This is a genomic window from Saccharomonospora iraqiensis subsp. paurometabolica YIM 90007, from assembly GCF_000231035.2.
Lineage (GTDB): Bacteria > Actinomycetota > Actinomycetes > Mycobacteriales > Pseudonocardiaceae > Saccharomonospora > Saccharomonospora paurometabolica.
The window spans coordinates 321,149-321,423 of sequence record NZ_KI912258.1; the positions used below are offsets into that span (position 1 = coordinate 321,149).

1 pseudogene is annotated in these 275 nt (G+C 76.7%); it reads right to left on the reverse strand.

What is annotated here, in order from left to right:
- Nucleotides 1-28: 28 nt before the first annotated feature.
- Nucleotides 29-275, reverse strand: a pseudogene (locus tag SACPADRAFT_RS0220690) (N-acetylglucosamine kinase); the annotation flags it as partial.

The following is a 275-nucleotide window of genomic DNA, read 5'->3' on the forward strand; positions in this document are numbered from 1 at the left end:
GCCGCGGCGGTCAGCGCGTCGAGGGTGCCCGGACCGCCTGTCTGCCGAGCCAGAAGGCCGACCCCTCGTCACCGAGCAGCCAGCCGTACCCGCCCGTCGTGGTGGTCATCCGGCGGTCGCGGATCCGGCCCGCGATCGAGCCGGTGCCCGCGACGAGCACGGTGCCGTCCGGCTCCGCCGTGGCGGAGGCGAACGCGGTCTCCGCGTCGGACAGCACGCGCGGGACCACGTCCAGACCGGCCCACTCCCGGTCGTAGACCGCGCGCACACCGGGG